Consider the following 24,747-nt stretch of genomic DNA (forward strand, 5'->3'; position numbering starts at 1 on the left):
TTCCATCATCGAGTGATCGACGCGCGGTGAGCCTCGCGTTCTCCGCACGGAACAGGGAAGGGCGGCGCCATGGCGTCGCCCTTTTCCTTTGGGCGTGGCTTGGGGCCATTCTCCTGCTCGCGAGTGAGGCGCCGATGGCCCTCGCAGCGGAGCCTTGCCCCGATCGTCCGCCCTGTACCGGATGCGGCTGCAAGGGCGGGCCGGGCTATCGCGGGCCGGATGGCCGCTGCGTCGGCTTCAAGAATCTCGATCGGGTGTGCGGCAATCCGCCGGACACCCGCTGCGTGTTCGAGAACGCGCCTGGAACGGGAGCAAATCGCGATTGCGCGCGTGGCGCCCCGGCACCGGATGCCTCCGCCGCCCCGTCCGGGAGGGTGCCCTGACCCGGAGCAAGGTTCTGGTGGATCTGGGGATAGCGCGTCCCGTGCGGCCATGCCCCCCCTTTACACGCGCGTCGCATGTCTCTAAACACACGCCACCGATGCGCTGGATCGCTTCCCGGCGCGGCGGGCTTTACCCTCGAATGCCGCGCGCCCTCAGGCGTAGGTCGATGCGGCTGCGCCGTTCGAGGCAGGGCCTAGGAGTGTAGCTCAACTGGTTAGAGCACCGGTCTCCAAAACCGGGGGTTGGGGGTTCGAGTCCCTCCACTCCTGCCACCCTTCGGATCGCAGTTGATCTGCGGCCGGCGGGCAGGCGGGGTCAAAGACGGCGGTTCGGGGTGGGGTCGGCGCGCAGGGGCGCTTTCGCCCGCGCCGGGAATATCCCACATCTACCCGGCTTGGTTTAGCGCCCGCGCCCTTCCGGACTGGTGGGAGACGGGCTATTTGAGTTTCCGACGGGGCCGGGCGCAATCGGGCGCGGGGCGCCTTCGAACAAGGAGAGGTGGCGGCCACCGGGGCTTCCCCAAAGAGCTGCCGTGTCACGCATGGCGAAGAACAGTCCTGTCGAGTTCTTTCAGCAGGTCCGCGCCGAAACGGCGAAGGTGACCTGGCCGACCCGGCGCGAGACGCTGATCACCACCGCCATGGTGTTCGTGATGGTGTTCCTTGCCGCCATCTTCTTCTTCGTCGCCGACCAGATCATCCGGTTCGGCGTGTCCACCCTGCTCACCATCGGGCACTGAGGCGGCGGGGAGGCTTCCATGGCGAAACGCTGGTACATCGTCCACGCATATTCCAATTTCGAAAAGAAGGTCGCCGATTCGATTCGTGAGCAGGCGGAGCAGCGCGGCCTCACCGACCTGTTCGAGCAGATTCTGGTGCCCACTGAGAAGGTGGTGGAGGTGCGGCGCGGCCGGAAGGTCGATGCCGAGCGCAAGTTCTTCCCCGGCTATGTGCTGGTGAAGATGGACCTCACCGACGAGGCTTTCCATCTCATCAAGAACACGCCGAAGGTGACCGGCTTCCTCGGGGCCGACAACAAGCCCATGCCCATTTCCGAAGGTGAGGCCATGCGCATCCTGCAGCAGGTGCAGGAGGGCATTGAGCGGCCGAAGCCATCGATCTCGTTCGAGGTGGGCGAGACGGTGAAGGTGTCCGACGGGCCCTTCGCCAGCTTCAACGGCATCGTGGAAGAGGTGGACGACACCCGCTCGCGCCTCAAAGTGGCCGTTTCTATCTTCGGCCGGGCAACGCCGGTGGAGCTGGAGTTCAACCAGGTTGAGAAGGTCTGACGGCGCGCTGGCGCGCGGTAGTCGGGTTGCATGGGGCGCGGCTTGGCCGCGCCCTTTTCTTTGCAGTGTGCCTGCCGGGTTTTGGCCGCGAAGCGTTGCGCCCAATTATCGTCATGGTGAGCCCGCTTGCCGCGCCGTAGAGCCCGTGCTGGCGGCATTTGATCCTTCCCGCAGCCGCCGCACGGAGGGTTCGGTATGAGAATGTTTGGTGTGGCTCTGGCTGTCGCCGGTAGCGTGCTGCTCGCCTCGTCCGGCAACGCGCAGGAGCAGCTCATCAAGTACTGCAAGCCCGATATCGAGCGCCTGTGTGCGGCCGTTCCCCCCGGCGAGGGGCGCCTCCTGAAGTGCCTGAAGGCGCATGGCGAGCAGATCTCTGTTGGTTGCGCCAAGGCGCTGAAGGAGCTCAAGGGCTGAGCCGGCACCAGCGTGTGGGGGCGCTTCGCTCTGCGCGCTCCTTGGCTAAAAGGGCGGGCGGCGGTCCCGAGGTTGGGGCTTCCCCCGCCAGTCTATTTCATGTAAGTGACATCCGTGCTTCGGACGAGGCGCGTTCATGCGCGGGAGGCGCGTCCGGTTCGCCAGCCGGAGCATACGTGCCGCTACCGCGATCCTCAGCCCGCACCGCCCGCGATGGTTTCATCGCTCGGGCGTGCATTGGCGTTTCCGGCCGGCTGCCGGGAGTGCCGGGGAGTTCTTAAATGGCGAAGAAAATTGCAGGCTACGTCAAGCTGCAGGTGCCTGCCGGCAGCGCCAATCCGGCCCCGCCCATCGGTCCCGCGCTCGGTCAGCGCGGCCTCAACATCATGGAGTTCTGCAAGGCGTTCAACGCGCAGACCGGCCAGATGGAAAAGGGCATGCCGATTCCGGTGGTCATCACCGCCTACCAGGATCGTTCCTTCACCTTCGAGCTGAAGACCCCGCCGGTCTCCTACTTCCTGAAGAAGGCCGCCGGCCTCGACACCAAGAAGAAGCCCGGCTCCGGCTCCAAGACGCCCGGCAAGGGCGGCTTTGTCGGCAAGATCACCCGTGCCCAGATGGCCGAGATCGCCGAGAAGAAGATGAAGGATCTGAACTGTGATTCCGTCGAGGCGGCTGTTCAGATGATCGAAGGCTCGGCCCGGTCCATGGGCCTCCAGGTTCAGGAGTGAGCGCCATGGCGAAGGAAGGCAAGCGCATCCGCGCCGCCCATGAGGGCATCGATCGCGTCAAGCTCTATGGCCTCGACGAGGCGCTGGCGCTCCTGAAGGAGCGGGCCACCGCCAAGTTCGACGAGACCATCGAGGTCGCGATGAATCTCGGCGTTGATCCCCGCCATGCGGACCAGATGGTGCGCGGCGTGTGCAACCTGCCGAACGGCTCGGGCCGTACGGTGCGTGTCGCGGTGTTCGCCCGCGGCGCCAAGGCCGACGAGGCCAAGGCCGCCGGCGCCGATATCGTGGGCGCCGAGGACCTGCTGGAGACCATCCAGGGCGGCAAGATCGAGTTCGATCGCTGCATCGCCACTCCCGATCTCATGCCGCTGGTCGGGCGGCTCGGCAAGGTGCTGGGCCCGCGTGGCCTGATGCCGAACCCGAAGGTCGGCACGGTGACCATGGACGTGAAGGGCGCTGTGGCCGCCGCCAAGGGTGGTGCCGTGGAGTTCCGCGTCGAGAAGGCCGGCATCATTCACGCTGGCGTGGGCAAGGCCTCCTTCCCCGCAGATAAGCTCGCCGAAAACATTCGCGCCTTTGTCGACGCGGTCGTGAAGGCGAAGCCGGCGGGCGCGAAGGGCACCTATGTGCAGCGCGTCGCCGTGTCCTCGACAATGGGCCCGGGCATCAAGGTGGAGCCGGCGACCGTCGTCAGCGCCTGAGTGCTCGCTTGCCGCTGTGAAGGCGAGGTCGCGGCGCGGGTCGTCGCGACCTCGCGTTCCCCTGAAGGCAAAGTGCGCGAAGGGGCGTGACAAATGCTCTCTTGCGCATTATATGGACTGTTTCCCGCGTGGCGTGCTGTGTGGGAATGTGGAATAGAAGCTTTCGCCCTTGACTGGGCGAAAGGGCTGGGAGGGTTCGCCCGCCCGGCCCTGTCGTCTATCTCGATGCCAAATCTTAACGGAGTATGGCGGAGGGGTGGCGGCAAGTCCTGTCCGAGACTGCGGGTGCCTCCTCGCCATGGCTGTGGAGGCTTAATTCCAGCGGGTTCTGCGCTGCGCGCGGGCCATGTGGGGCCAGCATAGACGGGGAAGACCGGAATTTCAGATCGGCCGTCGGTTTGTCGATGGTTGTGGAGATCGGTTCGAACCAGCGCCTTGTGTTCCGTCCCGGACCTTTGGTTCGGCGGGTCCGAGGGGACAGGGCATGAGCGCCGCGCGTCGCGGTCGGCATGCCGTTTTTGACGGGTCCGGCTGCGGGTGTGCGGCAAGGCGCAACCGGTGGAATGTTTCCGAAAGGTGACGTTCCGCCACAGGCTTAAAGAGAGCCAGACGTGGATCGAGCGGAAAAACAAGAGCTCGTCACGGCGCTCACGGAAGTGTTCAAGACCACTTCCGTCGTCGTGGTCGCCCACTATTCCGGTCTCACCGTGGCCCAGATGTCGAAGCTGCGTCGACAGATGAAGGCCGAGGGTGCGACCGTGAAGGTGGCCAAGAACCGCCTCGCCAAGATCGCTCTGGAAGGCTCCGACGTCGCCCATGTGGCGCCCCTTCTGAAGGGGCCCACCCTGATCGCTTATTCGAGCGATCCGGTGGCGGCGCCGAAGGTTGCCGTCGAGTTTGCCAAGGCCAACGACAAGTTCGTGATCCTTGGCGGCGCGATGGGCACTACGGCCCTTAATGCAGACGGTGTGAAGGCGCTCGCCACCATGCCGTCCCTGGACGAACTGCGTGCCAAGCTCGTCGGCCTCATTCAGGCCCCGGCGACCAAGCTGGCGCAGCTCACCAACGCGCCGGCGGCGAAGCTTGCCCGCGTGTTCGGGGCCTATGCCAAGCAGGACGAAGCTGCGTGAGGACGAGGCCGCCACTCGTGGCGGCCTGATCTCGCAAATCTCGAAATCGAACCTATCTCAAGGAAGACTCAAATGGCTGATCTGACCAAGCTCGTTGACGAGCTCTCCGCCCTCACCGTGCTCGAGGCCGCCGAGCTGGCCAAGCTCCTCGAGGAGAAGTGGGGCGTGTCCGCCGCCGCCGCCGTGGCCGTGGCCGCCGCTCCGGGTGCTGGCGCGGCCGCTCCGGCTGTCGAGGAGCAGACCGAGTTCACCGTTGTCCTGGCTTCGGCCGGCGACAAGAAGATCGAAGTCATCAAGGAAGTGCGCGCCATCACCGGCCTGGGCCTGAAGGAGGCCAAGGATCTGGTGGAAGGCGCTCCGAAGCCCGTCAAGGAAGGCGTGGCCAAGGACGAGGCCGAGAAGCTCAAGGCCCAGCTCGAGAAGGCTGGCGCCAAGGTTGAGCTCAAGTGAGCCTGTGAAATCGGCGCCCTGGGCTTGGCTCGGGGCGCCATTCTCCCGATGGGCCCGGTTCGCCGGGTGAGGGACGACGGTTCTCCCGGCCGCAGCGAGGCGCGTTGCGGCCGGGAGAGCCGTCATGGTGCTGAAAGAGGGCGGCGCTACAGCCGCCAGAGTCTTTCAGTTTGATGGCGAAGTGGTTCCGGTGCCGGCATGGCGAGCCTTCTGAACAAGGGGGAGCCGGCCCGAAGGGGACCTGGACGGACGAGGATCGAGATGGCGCAAACGTTCACCGGTCGTAAGCGGATCCGCAAGTTCTTCGGGAAAATCAAGGAAGTGGCCGAGATGCCGAACCTCATTGAGGTTCAGAAGGCGTCCTACGACCAGTTCCTGCAGATCGAGGAACCCAAGGGCGGGCGCGACGATGACGGCCTGCAGGCGGTGTTCAAGTCGGTGTTCCCCATCTCCGACTTTGCCGGCGCGGCCATGCTGGAGTTCGTGCGCTACGAGTTCGAGCCGCCGAAGTATGACGTGGACGAGTGCCGCCAGCGGGGCATGACCTTTGCCGCCCCGCTGAAGGTCACGCTGCGCCTCATCGTGTTCGATGTGGATCCGGATACCGGCGCCAAGTCGGTGAAGGACATCAAGGAGCAGGACGTCTATACCGGCGACATTCCGCTCATGACCATGAACGGCACGTTCATCGTGAACGGCACCGAGCGCGTCATCGTCTCGCAGATGCATCGTTCGCCGGGCGTGTTCTTCGACCACGACAAGGGCAAGACCCATTCCTCGGGCAAGCTCCTGTTCGCGGCGCGCATCATTCCCTATCGCGGGTCCTGGCTCGATATCGAGTTCGACGCCAAGGACATCGTCTATGCGCGCATCGACCGGCGCCGCAAGATTCCGGTGACGAGCCTGCTCTACGCGCTGGGTCTCGATGCCGAGGAGATTCTCGACACCTTCTACGACAAGATCATGTTCTCGCGGGACAAGGACGGCTGGCGCATGCCGTTCGATCCCAAGCGCATGAAGGGCTACAAGGCCGTCTCCGACCTCGTGGACGCCGACACCGGCGAGGTGGTGCTGGAGGCCGGCAAGAAGCTGACCGTGCGCGCGGCCCGTCAGCTTGCCGAGAAGGGCCTCAAGGCCCTCAAGATCTCCGATGAGGAGATGGTGGGCCAGTACGTGGCCGAGGACCTCGTGGACGCCAACACCGGCGAGATCCATGCCGAGGCCGGCGACGAGCTGACCGAAAAGAGCCTCAAGCAGCTCGACGAGCTCGGCTACGGCGAGATCCCGGTGCTCGACATCGACCATGTCAACACCGGTGCCTACATCCGCAATACGCTCAATGCCGACAAGAACGTGACCCGCGAGGACGCGCTCTTCGACATCTATCGTGTGATGCGTCCGGGCGAGCCGCCGACCCTCGATTCGGCGCAGGCCATGTTCCACTCGCTGTTCTTCGACGCGGAGCGGTACGACCTCTCCGCCGTGGGCCGCGTGAAGATGAACATGCGCCTCGACCTCGACTGCCCGGACACCGTGCGCGTGCTGCGCCGCGAAGACATTCTCGCGGTCATCAAGACGCTGGTGGAACTGCGTGACGGCAAGGGCGAGATCGACGACATCGACCACCTGGGCAACCGCCGCGTGCGCTCGGTGGGCGAGCTTATGGAGAACCAGTACCGGGTCGGCCTGCTGCGCATGGAGCGCGCCATCAAGGAGCGCATGTCGTCCGTCGACATCGACACCGTGATGCCGCAAGATCTCATCAACGCCAAGCCGGTGGCGGCGGCGGTGCGCGAGTTCTTCGGCTCGTCCCAGCTCTCGCAGTTCATGGACCAGACCAACCCGCTGTCCGAGATCACGCACAAGCGGCGTCTCTCGGCCCTGGGCCCGGGCGGTCTGACCCGCGAGCGCGCGGGCTTCGAGGTGCGCGACGTGCACCCGACGCACTACGGCCGCATCTGCCCCATCGAGACGCCGGAAGGCCCGAACATCGGCCTCATCAACTCGCTGGCCACTTTCGCCCGCGTGAACAAGTACGGCTTCATCGAGGCTCCGTATCGCCGTGTGGTGGATGCGAAGGTTGCCGACGAGGTTGTCTACCTGTCGGCCATGGAGGAGGGGAAGTATTACGTCGCGCAGGCGAATGTGCCCCTCGACAAGGACGGGCGGTTCACTGAGGACCTCGTCATCTGCCGCCATGCGGGCGATGTGCTGATGGTCTCGCCCGACCGCGTGGACTTCATGGACGTGTCGCCGAAGCAGCTCGTCTCGGTGGCCGCGGCGCTCATTCCGTTCCTTGAGAACGATGACGCGAACCGCGCGCTCATGGGTTCCAACATGCAGCGCCAGGCGGTGCCGCTGGTGCGCTCGCAGGCGCCGCTGGTGGGCACGGGCATGGAGGCTGTGGTGGCGCGGGATTCCGGTGCCGCCATCGCCGCCCGCCGCACCGGCGTGGTGGACCAGGTGGACGCCACCCGTATCGTGATCCGCGCCACGGAGGAGCCCGATCCTTCCAAGTCCGGCGTGGATATCTACCGGCTGATGAAGTTCCAGCGCTCCAACCAGTCTACCTGCATCAACCAGCGTCCGCTGGTGCGCGTGGGTGACGCGGTGCGCAAGGGCGACATCATCGCCGACGGCCCGTCGACGGAGCTGGGCGATCTCGCGCTCGGCCGGAACGTGCTGGTCGCGTTCATGCCGTGGAACGGCTACAATTACGAAGACTCCATCCTGCTCTCGGAGAACATCGTCAAGGACGACGTGTTCACCTCGATCCATCTTGAGGAATTCGAGTGCATGGCCCGCGATACCAAGCTCGGGCCGGAGGAAATCACCCGCGACATTCCCAACGTCTCGGAAGAGGCGCTGAAGAATCTCGACGAAGCCGGCATCGTCTATATCGGTGCCGAGGTGAATGCCGGCGACATCCTGGTGGGCAAGATCACGCCCAAGGGCGAAAGCCCGATGACGCCGGAAGAAAAGCTGCTGCGCGCCATCTTCGGCGAGAAGGCGGCGGATGTGCGCGACACCTCCCTGCGGCTGCCTCCCGGCACGAAGGGCACCATCGTCGAAGTGCGCGTGTTCAATCGGCATGGCGTCGACAAGGACGAGCGCGCCCTGGCCATTGAGCGCGAGGAGATCGAGCGGCTCGCCAAGGACCGAGACGACGAGCAGGCGATCCTTGACCGCAACGTCTACGGCCGCCTGACCGAGATCCTCGACGGCAAGACCGCCATCGCCGGCCCCAAGGGCTTCAAGAAGGACAGCGTGGTGACGCGCGAGATCCTGCAGGAGTTCCCGCGCTCGCAGTGGTGGCTGTTCGCGGTGGCGGATGACGCCATCATGAGCGAGCTGGAGGCCATCCGCGCCCAGTATGACGAGTCGAAGAAGCGCCTGGAACAGCGCTTCCTCGACAAGGTCGAGAAGCTGCAGCGCGGCGACGAGCTGCCGCCCGGCGTGATGAAGATGGTGAAGGTCTTCGTCGCGGTGAAGCGCAAGATCCAGCCCGGCGACAAGATGGCCGGCCGTCACGGCAACAAGGGCGTCGTCTCGCGCATCGTGCCCATCGAGGACATGCCGTTCCTGGAGGACGGCACCAACGTGGACATCGTGCTGAACCCGCTGGGCGTGCCCTCGCGCATGAACGTCGGGCAGATCCTGGAGACGCACCTGGGCTGGGCCTGCGCGGGCCTCGGCAAGCAGGTGGCGGCCGCGGTAGACGCCTACTACGCCCAGAGCGACCTGAAGCCCCTGCGCGGGCGTCTGGAAACCATCTACGGCAAGGGCGAGATCGACCAGCTCAAGGACGAGGAGCTCCCCGAGCTGGGCGAGAACCTGCGCAAGGGCGTACCGATCGCGACCCCGGTGTTCGATGGCGCCCACGAGGACGACATCGAACACCAGCTGGAAATGGCGGGTCTCGACCCGTCGGGCCAGTCGACGCTGTACGATGGCCGCACCGGCGAGCCCTTCGACCGCAAGGTGACGGTGGGCTACATCTACATGCTGAAGCTGCACCACCTCGTGGATGACAAGATCCACGCGCGCTCCATCGGCCCCTACTCGCTGGTCACCCAGCAGCCCCTGGGCGGTAAGGCGCAGTTTGGCGGCCAGCGCTTCGGCGAGATGGAGGTGTGGGCGCTCGAAGCCTATGGCGCCGCCTATACGCTGCAGGAGATGCTGACCGTGAAGTCGGACGACGTGGCCGGTCGCACCAAGGTCTACGAGGCCATCGTGCGCGGCGAGGACACGTTCGAGAGCGGCATTCCCGAGAGCTTCAACGTGCTCGTGAAGGAAATGCGCTCGCTCGGCCTCAATGTGGACCTCGAGAACAGCTAAGGGCCTCGCGACCCTTTCCGCCCAGAGCGGACTGCCGCCCCAGCCGATGTGCCGGGGCGGCGTAACGGAATAGCCGCCCACCCCGTATGGGAGCAGCACATGAACCAGGAAGTCCTGAACGTCTTCAACCCGACCGTTCCGGCCCCGAGCTTCAATCAGATCCGCATTTCGATCGCGAGCCCGGAGAAGATCAAGTCCTGGTCCTACGGCGAGATCAAGAAGCCGGAGACCATCAACTACCGCACGTTCAAGCCCGAGCGTGACGGCTTGTTCTGCGCGCGCATCTTCGGTCCCATCAAGGACTACGAGTGCCTGTGCGGCAAGTACAAGCGCATGAAGTACAAGGGCATCATCTGCGAGAAGTGCGGCGTGGAAGTCACGCTCTCGCGGGTGCGGCGCGAGCGCATGGGCCACATCGAGCTCGCAGCTCCGGTGGCGCACATCTGGTTCCTGAAGTCGCTCCCGAGCCGCATCGGCCTGCTGCTTGACATGACGCTCAAGGACCTGGAGCGCATCCTGTACTTCGAGTATTTCGTCGTGATCGAGCCCGGCACGACCAAGCTCAAGTACCGTCAGCTCCTCTCGGAGGAAGAGTACCTGCGCGCGCAGGACGAATTCGGCGAGACCAATTTCACGGCGATGATCGGCGCCGAGGCCATTCGCGAGCTTCTGCGCTCCATGGACCTCGAGAAGATCGCGGCGGACCTGCGTGTCGAGATCTCCCAGGCGACCACGGAGCTGAAGCCCAAGAAGCTCGCGAAGCGCCTGAAGATCGTCGAGGCCTTCCAGCAGTCCGGCAACAAGCCGGAGTGGATGATCCTGACGCATGTTCCGGTTATCCCGCCGGACCTGCGTCCGCTGGTGCCGCTCGACGGCGGTCGCTTCGCGACGTCGGATCTGAACGACCTCTACCGGCGCGTCATCAACCGCAACAACCGCCTGAAGCGGCTGATCGAACTGCGGGCGCCGGACATCATCATCCGCAACGAGAAGCGCATGCTTCAGGAAGCGGTGGACGCGCTGTTCGACAACGGCCGGCGCGGTCGCGTCATCACGGGCGCCAACAAGCGGCCGCTGAAGTCGCTCGCGGACATGCTGAAGGGCAAGCAGGGCCGGTTCCGCCAGAACCTGCTCGGCAAGCGTGTGGACTATTCCGGCCGCTCGGTGATCGTGGTGGGCCCGGAGCTGAAGCTCCACCAGTGCGGCCTGCCCAAGAAGATGGCGCTGGAGCTGTTCAAGCCCTTCATCTACTCGCGCCTCGACGCGAAGGGCCATTCGGCCACGGTGAAGCAGGCCAAGAAGCTGGTGGAGAAGGAGCGGCCCGAGGTTTGGGATATCCTCGACGAGGTCATCCGCGAGCATCCGGTGATGCTGAACCGCGCGCCGACGCTCCACCGCCTGGGCATCCAGGCGTTCGAACCGGTGCTGATCGAGGGCAAGGCCATCCAGCTTCACCCGCTCGTCTGCTCGGCGTTCAACGCCGACTTCGACGGTGACCAGATGGCCGTGCACGTGCCGCTCTCGCTGGAAGCCCAGCTGGAAGCGCGCGTGCTCATGATGTCGACGAACAACATCCTGCACCCGGCGAACGGCGCGCCCATCATCGTGCCCTCGCAGGACATCGTGCTTGGGCTCTATTATCTCTCGATCATGCGCGAGAATGAGCCCGGCGAGGGCATGCTGTTCGCGAACATGAACGAGATCGACCATGCGCTGAACGCCAAGGCGATCACGCTCGCGACCAAGATCAAGGGTCGCTACATCGGCGTCGACGCCGATGGAAAGCGGTATTCCAAGATCTATGAGACCACCCCCGGTCGCATGAAGATCGGCGAGCTACTGCCGAAGCACGCGAAGGTGCCCTTCGACGTCGTCAACAAGCTGATGACGAAGAAGGAAATCTCCAACATGATCGACGCGGTGTATCGCCACTGCGGTCAGAAGGAGAGCGTGATCTTCTGCGACAAGATCATGTCGCTCGGCTTCTACAACGCCTTCCGCGCCGGCATCTCGTTCGGCAAGGACGACATGGTGGTGCCGAAGAAGAAGTGGGAGCTGGTGGAAGACGCCCGCGCCCTCACCAAGGAATACGAGCAGCAGTACAACGACGGCCTCATCACCCAGGGTGAGAAGTACAACAAGGTCGTCGATTGCTGGGGCAAGTGCACGGACCGCATCGCCGAGGAGATGATGAAGGAAATCTCCGCGGTGAAGAAGGACCCGGAGACCGGCCGCGAGAAGCCCATCAACTCCATTTATATGATGAGCCACTCCGGCGCGCGCGGTTCGCCCACGCAGATGCGCCAGCTCGCCGCCATGCGCGGCCTGATGGCCAAGCCCTCCGGCGAGATCATCGAGACTCCGATCATCTCGAACTTCAAGGAAGGCCTGACCGTGATGGAGTACTTCAACTCCACCCACGGCGCCCGTAAGGGCCTGGCCGACACTGCCTTGAAGACCGCGAACTCGGGTTACCTCACCCGCCGTCTCGTGGACGTGGCGCAGGATTCCATCATCACCGAGCGCGATTGCGGCTCGGACAAGGGAATCCACATGCGCGCCATCCTCGATGCGGGCCAGGTGGTGGCCTCGCTCGCCTCGCGCGTGCTGGGCCGCACCACGGCGGAGGATCTGGTGGAGCCGGCGACGGGCGAGATCATCGTGCCCAGGGGCTCGATGATCGAGGAGCCGCACATCGAGCGCATCAACAAGGCGGGCATCCAGGAGATCAAGATCCGCTCGGTGCTCACCTGCGAGACGCGCAATGGCGTGTGCGGCACCTGCTACGGGCGCGACCTCGCCCGCGGCACGCCCGTGAACATGGGCGAAGCGGTTGGCGTCATCGCCGCCCAGTCGATCGGCGAGCCGGGCACCCAGCTCACCATGCGCACGTTCCACATCGGCGGCGCCGCGACCCTCGCGGACTCCTCCTTCGTGGAATCGAACTTCGAGGGTCAGGTCCGTATCCGCAATCGCAACGTGGCGCGGAACTCGGACGGCGACCTCGTGGTCATGGGCCGTAACCTCGCCGTGGTGATCGTCGACCACGACGGCACCGAGCGCGCGGTCAACCGCGTCCAGTACGGCGCCCGCCTCAAGGTGGACGAGGGCGACACCATCAAGCGCGGCCAGCGCATCGCCGAGTGGGACCCCTACACCCGTCCGATCCTCACCGAGGTGGACGGCACGGTGGCCTTCGAGGACCTGGTGGAAGGCTCGTCCATGAACGAGACGGTCGACGAATCGACCGGCATCGCCAAGCGCGTGGTGACCGACAGCCGCGCCGGCCGCGGGCCGGAGCTGCGCCCGGCCATCCTCATCAAGGGGCCGGACGGCAAGGTGTCGAAGCTGGCGCGCGGCGGTGACGCCCGCTACGCCCTGCCGGTGGAGGCCATCATCTCGGTGGACCCGAACCAGCACATCAAGGCTGGCGACGCGGTGGCCCGCGTGCCCATGGAAAGCGCCAAGACGCGCGACATCACGGGCGGCCTGCCGCGCGTGGCGGAGCTGTTCGAGGCGCGGCGTCCGAAGGATGCGGCGATCATCGCCGAGATCTCGGGCACCATCCGCTTCGGCCGCGACTACAAGAACAAGCGTCGCCTCTCCATTGAGCCGTCCGACGGCGGGGATGCGGTGGAATACCTGATCCCCAAGGGCAAGCACATCCATCTCCAGGACGGCGACGTGGTGGAGAAGGGCGATTTCATCGTCGACGGCAACCCGGCGCCGCACGACATCCTGGCGATCAAGGGCGTGGAAGAGCTTGCGGCCTTCCTCGTCAACGAGATCCAGGAGGTCTACCGGCTCCAGGGCGTGACCATCAATGACAAGCACATTGAGGTGATCGTCCGGAACATGCTGCAGAAGGTGGAGATCGACGACGCCGGCGAGACCGAGTTCCTGGACGGCGAGCAGGTCGACCGCATCGAGTTCATCGAGGCCAACGAAAAGGCGGCCGAAGAGGGCAAGAAGCAGGCGACCGGCCATCCGGTGCTGCTCGGCATCACCAAGGCCAGCCTGCAGACCCGCTCCTTCTTCTCGGCTGCCTCCTTCCAAGAGACCACCCGCGTCCTCACCGAGGCGGCGGTCAATGGCAAGGTGGACCCGCTGGAGGGCCTGAAGGAGAACGTCATCGTCGGCCGCCTGATCCCGGCCGGCACCGGCGCGCAGATGAACAAGCTGCGGGCCGTGGCGAACTCCCGCGACGACCTCATCGTGGCCACCCGCGACGAGCAGACCGAGGCGCCCGCCGCCCTGGTGGAAGGCCCGGCCGAGGCTGTGCCTCCGGCCGAGTGAGCGGCGCCGCGAGGGTGATTGGACGAAAGGGCCGCCTTCGGGCGGCCCTTTTGCTGTTGGAGGGGGCGATGTCGCCGCACCGCGGGCGTGCGAATATCGGTGATTAAGCACCGGTGCTCATAATCTGCGGAGTGATTCGCCTGCGGAGCTGGCCATGACATCCGCCACCAAAGAACCCCTGCGCTTCGCGCCGCACCACCTCGGGCGCCGGCGGGTCCTGAAGATCGGTGCCGCCCTCGCCTGTGGCGCCGCCTTCGGCCTGCTCGGCCCGGCAGTGGCCGCGGGCGACCCGGATGTTGCCGCCATCGCCGCCCTGCGGCCGGGCGAGTTCGTCTGGTACCCGGAGCGCGCGCCCGAAGGGTTCGTGGCGATCGTGGTGGATCTCTCGGACCAGCGGGCACATGTGTATCGCAACGGCGTGCGCATCGGCGTGTCCACGGTGTCCACGGGGCGGGAGGGGCACGACACGCCCACCGGCGTCTTCACCATTCTGGGCAAGGACGCCGACCACCATTCCACCCTCTACAACGATGCGGCCATGCCCTACATGGAGCGCCTCACGTGGTCCGGGGTGGCGCTGCACGCGGGCGGGCTGCCGGGCTATCCCTCCTCGCACGGGTGCGTGCATCTGCCCCTGGCCTTCGCGAAGCTCCTGTTCGCGATCACGCACATGGGCACGCCGGTCATCATTGCCGACAGCCACAGCGCGCCGCAGGAGGTGCTTCACCCCGGCCTCGTCATGAGCGAGGGCCTGGAACAGGAGCTGGCGGTGGATGCCACTGGCGCCGGCGCGCCGGAGGACGCCGCGGCCTGGGGGGCCGCCGTGTCCATGGTGGCGAGCGCGGCCGACAGGACGTTGACGGTGCTGCAGGGGGCGCAGGCGGTGCTGCAGGGGCCCATCACGGTGAAGGATCCCGCGGCGCCGCTGGGAAATGTGGTTTACGTGCTCGCCGGCACGCAGGGGGCACACGGCACGCCCCGCTGGAGTGCCATTTCTTATGAGGGCGCAACGGCCCACGCGGGCGATGTGCGGCAGGCACTGGCGCGCGTCACGCTGGATCTCTCCATCAGGCGGCGGGTGGCGGCATTGGCGAAGCCGGGCGCCACGCTGTTCATCACGGACCTGCCGGCCCATCCGGATACGCGGAGTGATGGCGGCTTCGTCGTGCTCTCCCACAAGGCGGTGAGCTGATGCGCCGGGCATGTTTCACGCGGGCGCTGGCGGTGTTTTCGGCTTTGGCGGCGTGCAGCGGTGCGTGGGCTCAGCAGGCGCCGGGCATGCCGGCAAAGGAGCTGTTCGGCCGCGCGCGTGCACCGGCGTCGGAATTCCAGCCGGAGGCCATCGGCTTCTATTCCAAGGGCTGCCTTGCCGGGGCCGAGGCGCTGCCGATCACGGGGCCGGAGGCGAACGGCCCCCTGTGGCAGGTCATGCGCCTGTCGCGCAACAGGAATTATGGACATCCCGAACTCGTCGCCTTCCTGGAGCGGTTCGCCCGGAAGGTCACGGAAGCGTCGTCCTGGCGGGGCATCCTGGTGGGAGACATGTCGCAGCCGCGTGGTGGACCCATGCTCACCGGCCACGCCTCCCATCAGGTCGGGCTCGATGCCGACATCTGGCTGACGCCCAGCCCAGGCCGCATCCTCTCCCGCGAGGAGCGCGAGAGCCTCTCGGCCACCATGATGGTGCGCAAGGACCGGCGCGACATCGACCCCGCAAGCTGGCGGCCGGACCACTGGAAGGTGGTGCGCGCCGCGGCCTCGGACCCCGAGGTGGAGCGCGTGTTCGTGAATGCGGCCATCAAGAAGGCCCTGTGCCGCGATGCCGCCGGCGACCGGTCCTGGCTGGCGAAGGTGCGGCCCTATTGGGGCCATGACTATCACATGCATGTGCGCTTGGGGTGCCCCAAGGGCAGTGCCGAGTGCAAGGGGCAGGAGCCTCCCCCCTCCGGCGACGGCTGCGGCGCCGAGCTCGACTGGTGGTTCTCGGACGAGGTGCTGCACCCCAAGCCTGACAAGGAGCCGGCGAAGCCGAAGCCTCCCATGACCCTTGCAGACCTGCCCCCCGCCTGCGCTACGGTGCTGGGCGGCAAGTAAGCGAAGCGGAGGATACCCATGACGGATCTTGCCGACCTCTTCCCGGGCTTCGAATCCCATCACGTGGACACGAAGGCGGGCCGCATCTTCCTCCGGCAGGGGGGCGGGGGCCCGCCGCTGCTGCTGCTCCACGGCTTTCCCGAGAGCCATGTGATGTGGCATCAGGTGGCGCACAAGTTGGCGGAGAGCTTCACCCTCGTCATCCCCGACCTGCCCGGCTACGGCTGGAGCGCGGCCCCCGAGGCGGATGGCGACCAGCTTCCCTACACCAAGCGCGCCATGGCCGCCGCCATGGTGGAGCTGATGGAGCGCCAGGGCTTCTCCCACTTCAGCCTGATGGGCCACGACCGGGGCGCGCGGGTGGGCTACCGGCTGGGGCTCGACAATCCCGGCCGGCTCGACCGGCTGGTGCTGCTCGACATCATCCCCACCTACCTCATGTGGCACCGGATGGACCGGGCGCGGGCGCTGCAGGTGTACCACTGGGCCTTCCTGGCGCAGCCCAGCCCGCTGCCGGAAAAGCTCATCGCCGCCCACCCCGCCTTCTACCTGGAGTGGACCATGGCGAGCTGGACCGCGGCGAAGGATCTCTCCGCCTTCGACGCGCGGGCGCTGGCCTATTATCGCGCCGCCTTCTCCTCGCCGGATCGCATCGCCGCCATGTGCGCGGACTACCGGGCGGGTGCCACCTTCGATCTCGCCCATGACGAGGCGGACCTCGCCGCCGGGCGCACGCTTTCGTGCCCCACATTCCTGGTGTGGGGCGAGGCCGGCATCCCGAGCCGGGGGGCGAGCCCGCTCGATGCGTGGCGCGCGCTCGCGCCCGACATCGCGGGGGTGGCCGTGCCGGGCGGCCATTTCGTGTGTGAGGAGGCCCCAAAGCCCACCCTCGACGCCGTGCTGCCGTTCCTGCTCGGGGATGCGTGACGACGAGCCCGGAGGACAAGGGCGCGAAGTTGCTGGCGCTCAATGCGGAGGCTCGTGTCCATTGCAATCTTACGGAACGGTATTTTCGTTCTATTGACGCCTTGCTGCGAACACCGCATCCCACGTTTCAGAAGTTCCAGGAAGGACCCCCACCTATGGCCATCGGCGATGCGCTGAACGTCCGCGCCCGTGCTCCCCTTCGTCTCGGCCTCGCCGGCGGTGGCACGGATCTCTCTCCCTATTGCGACGAGTTCGGCGGCAACGTCCTGAATGCCACTATCGACCGCTTCGCCTACGCCCACATCCGCACCAATCGCATCGGCGCCGTGGTGCTGCGCGCCCGCGACATGGAGACGGAGGAGGTGCTGGAGCCGCGCCTCGACCACTCCCTTCACGAGGGGCTGGTGCTGCATCGCGCAGTCTATTCCCACATGATGCGGACCTATTGCGACGGCGTGGCGCTGCCGCTCACCATCTCCACCACCATCGACGTGCCGGCGGGCTCGGGCCTCGGGGCATCCTCGGCGCTGGTGGTGGCGCTCATCGAGGCGTTCCGCTCGGCGCTGCGGCTGCCGCTCGGCCCCTATGAGGTGGCGCGCCTCGCCTTCGAGATCGAGCGCGTGCACATCGGTCTCGCGGGCGGGCGGCAGGACCAGTACTCGGCCGCGTTCGGCGGGCTCAATTTCATCGAGTTCCTCCCCGACGACCGGGCCATCGTCAATCCGCTGCGCATCCGCCGTGAATATCTGAACGAGTTCGAGGCCTCCCTCGTCATCAGCTTCACCGGCCAGTCGCGGCAGTCCGAGAACATCATCAAGCAGCAGGTGGCGGGGCTGAAGCAGCTCGATGGCAAAACCATCGAGAACATGCACAAGCTGAAGCAGGACGCCATCGACATGAAGCTCGCCCTGCTCCAGGGCGACATCCGCGGCACGGCCGAGATCCTCGGCCGCTCGTGGGCCGCCAAGAAGGCCACCGCGGCCGGCGTCGCCACCGAGGCGGTGGAACGGCTCTATGACGCGGCCATGGGCGCCGGGGCCTGGGCGGGCAAGGTTTCGGGCGCCGGCGGCGGCGGCTTCATGATGTTCCTCACCGATCCCGAGAATGCCTACCATCTCAAGTCGGTGCTAAACGCGGCCGGCGGCCGCGCGGGCTCGGTGAAATTCACCTTCGACGGCGCCGAGGGCTGGCCGATCTGCACCTGAGGCGCGGCCGACCGGCCGGGGCGGCGCGCGGGCGCCGACGAAGTGGAACGATTGACGCGTCTTCGCCGGGGGGGGAGAGGGTCCCAGCCGCGCGAGGGCGCCCCAGAGGGGGATCGACTGGTGGTCGTGAAGCAATGCGTCATTCTGCTCGGTGGGCTCGGCACGCGCCTGGGGGCGCTCACCGCCGACACGCCGAAGCCGCTGCTGCCGGTGGGCGACATCCCGTTCGTGGAGGTGCTCATCGCCGAGGCGCGGCGGCGCGGCTTCACCAAGTTCCTGTTGCTCGCCGGGCACCGCGCGGGCGTGGTGGGCGACTATATCGAGCGTACGGATGTCCGTGGCCGCTTCGATGTCACGGTCGAAATCTCGGTCGAGACGACGCCCCTCGGCACCGGCGGCGCGCTGGTGAACGCCCTGTCGCTGCTGGACGAGACCTTCCTGCTCCTCAACGGCGATACCTGGTTCGACTTCAACTGGCTCGACCTCGCCGCCGGGACGCTCGCTCACGGCAGCGACGTCGGCATGGCGCTGCGCCTCGTGGAGCGACCCGACCGCTACGAGACGATCGTGCTCGAAGGCGGGCGCATCACCGCCTTCCGCCCGCGCGGCGCGGGCCTGGACCGGGCGCTTATCAACGGCGGCGTCTATGTGGTGCGCCGGCGGGCGCTGGAGGCGCTGGCCTGCCCCTCCTCGATGGAGGCGGACCTGCTGCCGCGCCTCGTGGCCGAAGGCAAGGTGACCGGCATCGCCTATGACGGCTTCTTTATCGACATCGGCATTCCCGAGACCTATGCCGACGCGCAGGTCTCGGTGCCCGCGCGGCGGCGGCGCCCGGCCGTGTTCTTCGACCGCGACGGCGTGCTGAACGTGGACACGGGCTATCCCCACAAGGCGGCCGACATCACCTGGGTGCCCGGCGCCAAGGCGGCGGTGAAGCGCTTCAACGACCTCGGCTTCTACACCTTCGTGGTGACCAACCAGGCCGGCGTCGCCCGCGGCTTCTATCCGGAGGAGGACGTCGCCGCGCTCCACGCCTGGATGACCGACGAACTGCGCGCCACCGGGGCTTCCATCGACGACTGGCGCTATTGCCCCTACCACCCGGACGGCACCGTGGCGCGCTATGCCGACGCCCACGCCTGGCGCAAGCCCGAGCCCGGCATGCTCCTCGACCTCATGGCCCACTGGCCGGTGGACGTGACGGCGAGCCTGCTCATCGGCGACAAGGAATCTGACCTCCAGGCCGCCACCGGCGCGGGCATCGAGGGGCACCTCTTCACCGGCGGCGACCTGCTGGCCTTCGTAGAAGGGCTTCGCCCCGCGGCCTCCCGCCTTGCCGCCGATCGCTGAGGAACCCGTGATGACCGGCCTCGCCGTTTCGCCCGCCGTCCTGGGCCTCAAGGACATTTCCGACGACGCCCGCCACTGGCTGCTCGACATCGCCGCTCCCCTCTGGTCCAGCCGTGGGCGGCTGGCGAAAGGGCTGTTCGCGGAGCGCCTGACGCGGGCCGGGCTGGCGGACGATGCGCCGCGCCGCCTCTTCGTGCAGGCCCGCCATGCCTATTCCTTCTGCGAGATGGGGCGGCTCGGCTGGGCGGGGGACTGGCGTGCCCTTTCCGGTGCGACGGTGGACTACCTGCTGGCCCACGGGCGGCGGGCGGATGGCCTCTTCATACACTCCTTCACCACCGACGGCGCCATGCATGACGCGCGCGCGGACCTCTACGACCAGGCCTTCATGCTGTTCTGCCTGGGCCACACCTCGCGGGCCCTGGGGCGGCCGGAGCTGCTGGACGCCGCGGAGGCACTGGTCTCGGTGCTGGAAAAGGACCATGCCCATCCGGCGGGCGGGTTCGTGGAGCGGGACATTCCCCGCTCGTTCCGTCACCAGAACCCGCACATGCATTTCTTCGAGGCCTTCTCAGCGCTCTACGCGGTGAGCGGCCGCGCGGAGTGGAAGGCCCGTGCGGAAGGCATGGCGCGGCTGTGCCGCGACCACTTCATCGACGCCACTACCGGCGCGCTGATCGAGTATTTCACCGAGGACCTCCAGCCGGCTCCCGGCCTGGAGGGCACCATCGTGGAGCCGGGCCATTGCTTCGAGTGGGCCTGGCTGTTCGAGGGGCTGGTGCCATGGGGCTGGCCGGGCGATGTCGTTTCCGACCGGCTGACCGCCTTCGGCCGCGCCTACGGCATCGACCCGGCGCGGGGGGTGACCATCAACGAGGTAACCACCGCTGGCGTGGTGCACAAGGCCACCGCGCGCCTGTGGCCGCAGACCGAGCGCCTGAAGGTGGCGCTGGCGCGGCTGCGACGGCTCGGCACCGCGGAGGAAGCGGAGGAGGCCCGGCGCGCCTATGCCGGGTTGAAGCTCTATCTCGACATGCCCGTGCCCGGCACGTGGCAGGATGTCTCGAACCCCGACGGCACCTGGGTGGAGATGCCGGCACCCGGCTCCTCGCTCTACCATATCACCTGTGCCCTGGCGGAGCTCATCGACACCGTCGAGGGCCGGTGCTGAGGGCTTCCGCCCTCGGTTCCGGTCCTCGGCCGGAACCGGGCAAGGACCGGCTCGAACGCTGCGCGAAATTGGCCAAGGGCCCGCGAGCGAAGCCCGCGGGCCTTCTGCATCAGAATACGGAGGGGCCGGCCATGCCCTTGGTGACGGTGAGCACCATGATGCGCAGGTCGAGCCAGATGGACCAGTTCTCGATGTAGTAGAGGTCGAGGGCGAGGCGCCGCTCGGCCTTCTCCACCGAGAGCACAGGCCCGCGCGAGCCGTTGATCTGCGCCCAGCCGGTGATGCCCGGCTTCACCCGGTAGCGTGCCACGTAGTGCTGGATCGCCTCGTACACCACGTTGGGCGAGATCAGCATGTTGGGCACGTGGGGCCGCGGGCCCACCACCGACATGTCGCCCTTCAGCACGTTGAGGAGCTGCGGCAGCTCATCGATGGAGGTGGAGCGCAGGAAGCGGCCGACGCGGGTGATGCGCGGGCTGTCGCGCCGCGTGCCGGCGGAGCCGTCGTCCGAGAGATCCACGGTCATGGTGCGCAGCTTGAAGACCTCGAACACCTTGTTGTTGCGCCCCACGCGCGGCTGCTTGAACAGCACCGGGCCCGGCGATTCCAGCTTGATGGCGATGGCCGCCGCCAGGAGGATCGGCGAGGTGAGGATGAGGCCGATGGCGGCGACCACGTAATCTTCCACCGCTTTCAGCAGGCCGAGCGAGCCCTTGAAAGGCTGCTGCTGCACCTGCAGCGCGGGCTCGCCGGCCAGCATGGTGAGGTGGGCATAGTTGAGCGAGAAGGAGTGGGGGTCGAGTTCCACCACCACGTCGGTGGCGATCTGGTGCAGCTCGCCTACCAGGGCGGAGATGGCAGCAGGGTCGGACCACGGCTTGGTGATGACCACCATGTCCACCCGCGCGTCGCGGGCATAGTCGAGAAGGGCGGCGATGCCGCTCCGCTCCTGCGGATAGCGCTTGCCGGTCACCGGCGAGAGGGCGGTGTTCGCGTCGCCGGCGGGCTCGGCGTCATCGGTGAAGATGCCGACGAAGGAGACGAGGCCGCTCTGGCCTTCCTCGCCGTCATACCGGTCCACAAGATCGCGGGCGCGGGCGCGCTCGCCGAGCACCGCCACGTTGCGCCGCAGCACGGCGTTGCGCTTCACCAGGATCATGCCCAGGCGCACCGGCACTAGCCGGCCGAACAAAAGGGCGATGACAGTGACGACGCACCACCCCACGAGGGCCTTCAGGTTGGTCGCGTCCGCGGGGATCATCGCATAGTAGCAGACGGCCACCACCGTTCCGGCGGGGACACAGCCCACGATGATGTGCCCCAGTTGTCGCCGCACGCGCGAGTAATGTTCAACCCTGTAGGCCCGGCCGAATTGTAGTATCTGCACGAAGCTGAGAATGCCGATGATCCAGAGGATGCCGATCTGGCTCCAGGACAAGAAGTTCCAGTGAACATGCGCGACCAGCGCCGCCAGCAGCGACATGAAGATATCGCAGAGGATGACGAGGCGATTGATGAGGCCGTGGGTCCAACGAGTCATTCTGCGCATTCCCGCCAGCCCAATCGTCGAGGCGATGGAGCTTTGGTCTCAACTTCTCCTTAATCGCAGCTTGACCGTCAAGGGTAGGTGGCCACCGACCTTAGGCTTTGATTAACGCTGAACGCCTCACGAATTGTGTCTTATTCCAACAGTTTGCACGGATGGCCCGAAGGCCGGGCAAGGGGATGCGCGCACGCGGCTTGCTGCGGACGGGAAGGGGCGTAAGCTGGAGCCTTTCCAGCTCTGCCTCCTTTTTCGTGCGATGGATTTTTTGCCATGTACAACAAGCGCCTCGAAGCATTGCGCTCCAATCCCGGCGGCGACTGGCGCCCGGCGGATTTCGAGATCACTGCGTCCCAGTACGCGCTGAAGTTTCGAAAGGTCACGGGCACCCATGTGGTGTTCACCCATCCCTGCGTGCCCGATTGCGTGGCGGTGCCCCTGCGGCGGAAGATCCGGCCGGCGCACGTGCGCGCCTTCGTCGCCATGATCGACCGCATGGACGGGCTCGACCAATGAGCGATCTCGCCGCCTATCCCCACACGCTGGAGCCCCTCGCCCCCGAGGAGGGCAGCGGCTTCATTGTGCGCTTTCCCGACATTCCCGGCTGCATCGGTGTCGGGGATACGCCAGAGGAGGCGCTCGCCGACGGGCGGGAAGCCCTCTTCGCCTGCCTCGACGCCCTCAAGGCCGCCGACCGCGCGCCGCCGGATCCTTCGGCGGGGTGAGGCCCCCTCAGCGCCCGACGGGCGGGCGGCGCTGCGCCTGCTCTTCCAGCCAGATGGAAACGGTGTCGATCAGGCGGATGGCGGCCGGGAGCCGGGCGTGGGCTTCCGCCTGGGCGGGGGTGAGCGGCTCCAGCGTGCGCCACCACGTGATGAAGTGCGAGATCAGCGTGCGGGCCGGGACCTGATCGAAGGAGAGCCCCGGAAAAGCGGTGAAGCCGAAAGCCGTTTCGAGGTCCGAAAGGCAACCGCGCACATAGGCGCGGTCGTCGTCGGCGAAGGGGAGGGGATGCTCCGGCGCGCGGCGCACCATGCGCACCTCGCTCAGCTCGGGAATATAGTCGGTTCTGGTCACGGGGCCTCGCTCATGCGGTGCGGCAGCATTCTTGCACGTTCGGTGCCATGGAGCCCGCGACCGACATCGGCGCTTGCCGCCTTCCGTCCTTCCGTCGTTCGGCCGGAGGCCTGGCACGGGCGCGCGCCGGGGCGACGGGCCCTTTCCGGAGGACCGGCTGATGGCTGCCGCCCGGCTCCATGGTACGCCCACCGCCGTGCACGCCGTGCCCGCGGAGTTAGGGCCGTCCGGCTTTCGATTGCTGGTGATGCGTGAGTTCCGCGCGCCGGATGGTCCGCCCGGCTTCGCCCTCCTGGAGCAATACCTGCTGCGCGCGCCGCACCGGCTGAACCGGCACGGCATCGCCTTCGCGCTCACCTTCCGGCCGGAGGTGATGGCTGGCCTCTCCGAGGCCATCGGCCGTCCCGCCCTGCGCGACGATGCCGGGCGGGTCGGGCGCAACCCGCGCTGGCCTCAGCTGCGCTGGTGCGCGGAGCAGCGCCACTGGGCGGACGGCACAGAAACAGCGGAATGGTGGGCGAAGGTGGATTTTCCCGATGCCGCCGGCTGGACGGCCTTTCGCGCACGCTTCGCGTGTCGCCTCGACGGCGTGTCGCCGCCCGCGCCCGCTGCAGAAGGAGAGTCTCCATGCGTGCTTTGAGCATTGCCTGCCCCCATTGCGACGCGCGCATTCCCCCGGCGGCGGGCGTGGAGCTGCGCACTGCCCGCTGCGGCGCCTGCGGCGGGGCTCTCTTCACCGGCCGGCCGCTGGAGCTCACGGCGGGCCGGTTCGATGCCCACACCGCCGAGCGCGGCCTGCCCCTGCTCATCGATTTCCGGGCCGACTGGTGCGGCCCCTGCCGCGCCCTCGCGCCGGTGTTCGAGGCCCTCGCCGCCGAGTTCGAGCCCCATGTGCGGTTCGCCACCGTGGACACCGACGCCGAGAGCGACCTCGCCGCGCACTTCCGCATCCGCACCGTGCCGACCCTGAGCCTCGTGCATGGCCGGAGGGAGGTGGCGCGCGTCACCGGAGTGCTCGCCGCTTCGGACCTGCGGCGCTGGCTCTACGGCGCCCTTTCCGAGGCGCAGGAGGACACCGGCGCCACAGCCCTTTCCCTCCAGACCGGAGCTGCCCCGTGACCACTTCCGTCGAGACCCGCGCCATTCGCAAGGAAGCCGACCTCGTATTTCCCCCGGACGTCGTGTGGCGGGCCATGACCGATTCCGAATGGCTCGCGGTCTGGTTCTTCCCGAATGACATCCAGCCCGCGCCGGGGCACAAGTTCACCATATGGAGCCGGCCGGTGGAGCGCTGGGACGGCGAGTTCCGGTGCCAGGTGCTGGAGGTGGAACCGGAAAAGCTGCTGCGCTTCTCCTGGCGCGGCGGCCATGAGGAGCTGAAGGGCTTCGGCCGCTACATCGACACCACGGTGACCTGGACCCTCTCTCCCACTGCGGACGGCACCCGCCTCACCTTCACGCACGAGGGCTTCGCGGCCGATGCGGCGGCGGACCAGGTGTTCGACATCATGTCCAAGGGCGCCGAAAGCGTGCTGCGCAGTCTCGCCCGGCGGCTGCCCGACCTTCTGGAGCATGGCGCCTGAGGGCATGGTGGAGGGGGTTGCACGCTCCCGCGAGCCCTGTAGCCTCCCAGTCCGGCGGTGGG

General features: G+C 67.0%; 22 protein-coding genes and 1 tRNA gene. 21 read left to right on the forward strand and 2 right to left on the reverse strand.

Annotated features, from left to right (window positions below; all coding sequences use genetic code 11):
• Positions 1 to 579: 579 nt before the first annotated feature.
• From V5F61_RS14945 to V5F61_RS15020, 16 genes are all read left to right on the forward strand, one after another.
• Positions 580 to 656 (forward strand) — tRNA-Trp (locus V5F61_RS14945).
• 269 nt (positions 657 to 925) lie between these two features.
• Positions 926 to 1,123: a preprotein translocase subunit SecE gene (gene secE / locus V5F61_RS14950; protein WP_237346505.1), complete on the forward strand. Its 198-nt coding sequence runs from the start codon at positions 926 to 928 to the stop codon at positions 1,121 to 1,123.
• 18 nt (positions 1,124 to 1,141) lie between these two features.
• Complete coding sequence (gene nusG / locus V5F61_RS14955; protein ID WP_393989989.1) at positions 1,142 to 1,672, forward strand: transcription termination/antitermination protein NusG; 531 nt, start codon at positions 1,142 to 1,144, stop codon at positions 1,670 to 1,672.
• A 195-nt stretch (positions 1,673 to 1,867) separates the two neighbouring features.
• Positions 1,868 to 2,086, forward strand: a complete 219-nt coding sequence (locus tag V5F61_RS14960; protein WP_393989990.1) for a cysteine rich repeat-containing protein — start codon at positions 1,868 to 1,870, stop codon at positions 2,084 to 2,086.
• Between the two features lie 281 nt (positions 2,087 to 2,367).
• On the forward strand, positions 2,368 to 2,817 hold the full coding sequence (gene rplK / locus V5F61_RS14965) for a 50S ribosomal protein L11 (RefSeq protein ID WP_393989991.1): 450 nt from the start codon (positions 2,368 to 2,370) through the stop codon (positions 2,815 to 2,817).
• A 5-nt stretch (positions 2,818 to 2,822) separates the two neighbouring features.
• Positions 2,823 to 3,521: a 50S ribosomal protein L1 gene (gene rplA, locus V5F61_RS14970; protein ID WP_393989992.1), complete on the forward strand. Its 699-nt coding sequence runs from the start codon at positions 2,823 to 2,825 to the stop codon at positions 3,519 to 3,521.
• A gap of 611 nt (positions 3,522 to 4,132) precedes the next feature.
• Positions 4,133 to 4,651, forward strand: coding sequence for a 50S ribosomal protein L10 (gene rplJ, locus V5F61_RS14975; RefSeq protein ID WP_393989993.1), 519 nt, complete (start codon positions 4,133 to 4,135; stop codon positions 4,649 to 4,651).
• 72 nt (positions 4,652 to 4,723) lie between these two features.
• The gene (gene rplL / locus V5F61_RS14980; RefSeq protein ID WP_393989994.1) at positions 4,724 to 5,101 is read left to right on the forward strand and encodes a 50S ribosomal protein L7/L12; all 378 of its coding nucleotides are present in this window, start codon (positions 4,724 to 4,726) and stop codon (positions 5,099 to 5,101) included.
• Between the two features lie 261 nt (positions 5,102 to 5,362).
• The gene (gene rpoB / locus V5F61_RS14985) at positions 5,363 to 9,439 is read left to right on the forward strand and encodes a DNA-directed RNA polymerase subunit beta (protein WP_393989995.1); all 4,077 of its coding nucleotides are present in this window, start codon (positions 5,363 to 5,365) and stop codon (positions 9,437 to 9,439) included.
• A gap of 99 nt (positions 9,440 to 9,538) precedes the next feature.
• A complete protein-coding gene (rpoC, locus tag V5F61_RS14990; RefSeq protein ID WP_393989996.1) occupies positions 9,539 to 13,735 on the forward strand; it encodes a DNA-directed RNA polymerase subunit beta' in 4,197 nt (1,398 codons plus the stop codon).
• 154 nt (positions 13,736 to 13,889) lie between these two features.
• The gene (locus V5F61_RS14995; protein ID WP_393989997.1) at positions 13,890 to 14,927 is read left to right on the forward strand and encodes a L,D-transpeptidase; all 1,038 of its coding nucleotides are present in this window, start codon (positions 13,890 to 13,892) and stop codon (positions 14,925 to 14,927) included.
• Entirely contained in the window at positions 14,927 to 15,829 is a 903-nt protein-coding gene (mepA, locus tag V5F61_RS15000) for a penicillin-insensitive murein endopeptidase (protein ID WP_393989998.1), read from the forward strand. The genes V5F61_RS14995 and mepA overlap by 1 nt, the downstream gene beginning before the upstream one ends.
• Before the next feature lie 18 nt (positions 15,830 to 15,847).
• The gene (locus V5F61_RS15005; protein WP_393989999.1) at positions 15,848 to 16,756 is read left to right on the forward strand and encodes an alpha/beta fold hydrolase; all 909 of its coding nucleotides are present in this window, start codon (positions 15,848 to 15,850) and stop codon (positions 16,754 to 16,756) included.
• Positions 16,757 to 16,911: 155 nt separating this feature from the next.
• Positions 16,912 to 17,961: a GHMP family kinase ATP-binding protein gene (locus V5F61_RS15010; protein WP_393990000.1), complete on the forward strand. Its 1,050-nt coding sequence runs from the start codon at positions 16,912 to 16,914 to the stop codon at positions 17,959 to 17,961.
• A 120-nt stretch (positions 17,962 to 18,081) separates the two neighbouring features.
• The gene (locus tag V5F61_RS15015) at positions 18,082 to 19,311 is read left to right on the forward strand and encodes an HAD-IIIA family hydrolase (RefSeq protein ID WP_393990001.1); all 1,230 of its coding nucleotides are present in this window, start codon (positions 18,082 to 18,084) and stop codon (positions 19,309 to 19,311) included.
• Between the two features lie 10 nt (positions 19,312 to 19,321).
• Positions 19,322 to 20,482 (forward strand): AGE family epimerase/isomerase, encoded by a 1,161-nt coding sequence (locus V5F61_RS15020; RefSeq protein ID WP_393990002.1) that lies wholly within the window; start codon positions 19,322 to 19,324, stop codon positions 20,480 to 20,482.
• Positions 20,483 to 20,591: 109 nt separating this feature from the next.
• Here V5F61_RS15020 and V5F61_RS15025 read toward each other — a convergent pair whose 3' ends face one another.
• The gene (locus V5F61_RS15025) at positions 20,592 to 22,022 is read right to left on the reverse strand and encodes an exopolysaccharide biosynthesis polyprenyl glycosylphosphotransferase (RefSeq protein ID WP_393990003.1); all 1,431 of its coding nucleotides are present in this window, start codon (positions 22,020 to 22,022) and stop codon (positions 20,592 to 20,594) included.
• Between the two features lie 276 nt (positions 22,023 to 22,298).
• Between V5F61_RS15025 and V5F61_RS15030 the strand changes: the two genes are divergently transcribed.
• Both V5F61_RS15030 and V5F61_RS15035 read left to right on the forward strand, forming a co-directional pair.
• On the forward strand, positions 22,299 to 22,541 hold the full coding sequence (locus V5F61_RS15030; protein WP_393990004.1) for a hypothetical protein: 243 nt from the start codon (positions 22,299 to 22,301) through the stop codon (positions 22,539 to 22,541).
• The gene (locus V5F61_RS15035; protein WP_393990005.1) at positions 22,538 to 22,750 is read left to right on the forward strand and encodes a type II toxin-antitoxin system HicB family antitoxin; all 213 of its coding nucleotides are present in this window, start codon (positions 22,538 to 22,540) and stop codon (positions 22,748 to 22,750) included. Before V5F61_RS15030 ends, V5F61_RS15035 begins: the two co-directional genes overlap by 4 nt.
• A gap of 7 nt (positions 22,751 to 22,757) precedes the next feature.
• Here the strand turns inward: V5F61_RS15035 and V5F61_RS15040 are convergent, their stop codons facing one another.
• The gene (locus tag V5F61_RS15040) at positions 22,758 to 23,102 is read right to left on the reverse strand and encodes a hypothetical protein (RefSeq protein WP_393990006.1); all 345 of its coding nucleotides are present in this window, start codon (positions 23,100 to 23,102) and stop codon (positions 22,758 to 22,760) included.
• Between the two features lie 160 nt (positions 23,103 to 23,262).
• On the opposite strand from V5F61_RS15040, the gene V5F61_RS15045 reads away from it, so the two are divergent.
• Genes V5F61_RS15045 through V5F61_RS15055 form a run of 3 tightly spaced genes read left to right on the forward strand, consistent with a single transcriptional unit; the run spans position 23,263 to position 24,685 of the window.
• Positions 23,263 to 23,742 (forward strand): hypothetical protein, encoded by a 480-nt coding sequence (locus V5F61_RS15045; RefSeq protein ID WP_393990007.1) that lies wholly within the window; start codon positions 23,263 to 23,265, stop codon positions 23,740 to 23,742.
• Positions 23,730 to 24,221 (forward strand): thioredoxin family protein, encoded by a 492-nt coding sequence (locus tag V5F61_RS15050; RefSeq protein WP_393990008.1) that lies wholly within the window; start codon positions 23,730 to 23,732, stop codon positions 24,219 to 24,221. Before V5F61_RS15045 ends, V5F61_RS15050 begins: the two co-directional genes overlap by 13 nt.
• Positions 24,218 to 24,685, forward strand: coding sequence for an SRPBCC family protein (locus V5F61_RS15055; protein WP_393990009.1), 468 nt, complete (start codon positions 24,218 to 24,220; stop codon positions 24,683 to 24,685). The genes V5F61_RS15050 and V5F61_RS15055 overlap by 4 nt, the downstream gene beginning before the upstream one ends.
• Positions 24,686 to 24,747: the final 62 nt, after the last annotated feature.

Origin of the sequence: Xanthobacter sediminis, assembly GCF_043195015.1 — a bacterium.
GTDB lineage: Bacteria > Pseudomonadota > Alphaproteobacteria > Rhizobiales > Xanthobacteraceae > Xanthobacter.

Coding starts and splice junctions, on each gene's coding strand:
- V5F61_RS15035 (WP_393990005.1), top strand. CDS start 22,538: ATGAGCGATCTCGCCGCCTATCCCCACACGCTGGAGCCCCTCGCCCCC.
- V5F61_RS14960 (WP_393989990.1), top strand. CDS start 1,868: ATGAGAATGTTTGGTGTGGCTCTGGCTGTCGCCGGTAGCGTGCTGCTC.
- nusG (WP_393989989.1), top strand. CDS start 1,142: ATGGCGAAACGCTGGTACATCGTCCACGCATATTCCAATTTCGAAAAG.
- V5F61_RS15050 (WP_393990008.1), top strand. CDS start 23,730: ATGCGTGCTTTGAGCATTGCCTGCCCCCATTGCGACGCGCGCATTCCC.
- secE (WP_237346505.1), top strand. CDS start 926: ATGGCGAAGAACAGTCCTGTCGAGTTCTTTCAGCAGGTCCGCGCCGAA.
- rpoB (WP_393989995.1), top strand. CDS start 5,363: ATGGCGCAAACGTTCACCGGTCGTAAGCGGATCCGCAAGTTCTTCGGG.
- V5F61_RS15025 (WP_393990003.1), bottom strand. CDS start 22,022: ATGACTCGTTGGACCCACGGCCTCATCAATCGCCTCGTCATCCTCTGC.
- V5F61_RS15005 (WP_393989999.1), top strand. CDS start 15,848: ATGACGGATCTTGCCGACCTCTTCCCGGGCTTCGAATCCCATCACGTG.
- rplA (WP_393989992.1), top strand. CDS start 2,823: ATGGCGAAGGAAGGCAAGCGCATCCGCGCCGCCCATGAGGGCATCGAT.
- V5F61_RS15010 (WP_393990000.1), top strand. CDS start 16,912: ATGGCCATCGGCGATGCGCTGAACGTCCGCGCCCGTGCTCCCCTTCGT.
- V5F61_RS15045 (WP_393990007.1), top strand. CDS start 23,263: ATGGCTGCCGCCCGGCTCCATGGTACGCCCACCGCCGTGCACGCCGTG.
- mepA (WP_393989998.1), top strand. CDS start 14,927: ATGCGCCGGGCATGTTTCACGCGGGCGCTGGCGGTGTTTTCGGCTTTG.
- rplK (WP_393989991.1), top strand. CDS start 2,368: ATGGCGAAGAAAATTGCAGGCTACGTCAAGCTGCAGGTGCCTGCCGGC.
- V5F61_RS14995 (WP_393989997.1), top strand. CDS start 13,890: ATGACATCCGCCACCAAAGAACCCCTGCGCTTCGCGCCGCACCACCTC.
- rpoC (WP_393989996.1), top strand. CDS start 9,539: ATGAACCAGGAAGTCCTGAACGTCTTCAACCCGACCGTTCCGGCCCCG.
- rplL (WP_393989994.1), top strand. CDS start 4,724: ATGGCTGATCTGACCAAGCTCGTTGACGAGCTCTCCGCCCTCACCGTG.
- V5F61_RS15020 (WP_393990002.1), top strand. CDS start 19,322: ATGACCGGCCTCGCCGTTTCGCCCGCCGTCCTGGGCCTCAAGGACATT.
- V5F61_RS15030 (WP_393990004.1), top strand. CDS start 22,299: ATGTACAACAAGCGCCTCGAAGCATTGCGCTCCAATCCCGGCGGCGAC.